This window comes from Oleiphilus sp. HI0125 (assembly GCF_001635355.1).
Map to the genome: position 1 here is coordinate 1 of NZ_LWGF01001392.1, position 1,570 is coordinate 1,570.

The 1,570-nt window shown below is 45.2% G+C and carries 1 protein-coding gene; it reads left to right on the forward strand.

The genetic code is table 11. The features are described from left to right. Window positions 1-50: 50 nt before the first annotated feature. Window positions 51-1,570, forward strand: a 1,520-nt coding sequence (locus A3762_RS23795) for a TonB-dependent receptor domain-containing protein (protein WP_156493708.1), incomplete at its 3' end; no start/stop codon positions are given.

Here is a 1,570-nt window from a genome sequence, read left to right on the forward strand (position 1 = left end):
GATCTCGCTTAGTTATTTTTATTACCATAGATTTTACCCTATACCTGACTATGAAAATTAAGCTGTTACACCTTGCCTTTGCGGCACCTCTAGCGTTTTGCATTAGCCCACTATCACACGCGCAATCTGAAAATGAGGCTTCACTTAGTACCGAAGAAGCAGTCGCTTCGTCTTCCATTACCAGCGTTAAACGCGAAGACATCTACATTACCGGCGGTGCGACTCAGATCAAAAAACAACCGGGTTCCGCGCATCTCATCGACCAAAATGACATCGAAAAGTTTGAATATGATGATATTAATCGTGTGTTAAGCCATATACCGGGCGTCAATATTCAAGAAGAGGAAGGCTATGGCTTAAGACCCAATATCGGTTTGCGTGGCGCACATCCGCATCGCAGCCGTAAAATCGCATTAATGGAAGATGCAGTTTTGATCGGGCCTGCGCCCTACTCAGCTCCTGCCGCATACTACTTTCCAATGTTCGCAAAGATGGAAGGTATAGAAGTATTTAAAGGCCCGTCTGCCATTAAATATGGACCTAACACTGTGGGCGGGGCGGTAAATATGGTGACACGCTCAGTTCCAGAAGAAGATGGTGGACGCCTAAATATCGCCTACGGTACAGACGCCTATTCAAAAGCGCATTTGTTCTATGGCCAGAGAACAGATACTTGGGGCTGGTTAGTCGACGGCATCAACTTACAGACTGATGGTTTTAAAGACCTAGACACTGGCAATGACACTGGCTTTAACAAAAGTGATATTACGCTGAAGGGCTTGATCAACTCAGATATTAGCGCCGATATTTATCAGCAATTGGAAGTCAAAATTCAGTACTCGGATGAAGACTCTGACTCTACCTATCTTGGTGTCACAGAAGAAGACTTTCAGGACACGCCTTATCGACGCTATGCAGCTAGTGACCGAGACCATATGGACGCCGAGCATAAGCAATTGATGCTAACGCACTATATCGAACTCGACCCTACCTTATCGTTGACGACCATTGTTTATCGCAATGAGTTTGAACGACTCTGGTCTAAGTTAAATGGTTTCGATACCAATACATCTTTATCGGAAATCTTTGCCAATCCGAATCAAGGCATTAATGTCGATTTTATTCAGGTATTACGCGGCGAAATAAACTCGTCAGATCTGGGCCCAGACGGAACGCTAATTGTTGGCAACAACGATCGTGAATATGTTTCTCAAGGCATACAGTTTTTGGCACACTGGGACCCAATGCTTCTCGGAGTCGCACATGAATTCGAGTTTGGATTCCGCCTTCATAATGACTACATCGAGCGAAATCATACGACAGACTCGTTTTTGATGACGAACGGCGAGCTCATCTCTGACGGAGCCGCGACTGTTGCAACCACAACCAACAAAGATTCCACAGACGCAATAGCAATCCATGTACAAGATAAAATCAGAATAGGCGATTGGACACTGACAGGTGGTGCCAGAGCAGAGTTTATTGATACCGTGCGAAAGGATCGTTCCAGCAGCAACGCTGATGACATATCGAATGAAGATACGGTTTTGATTCCAGGACTAGGTGCGTT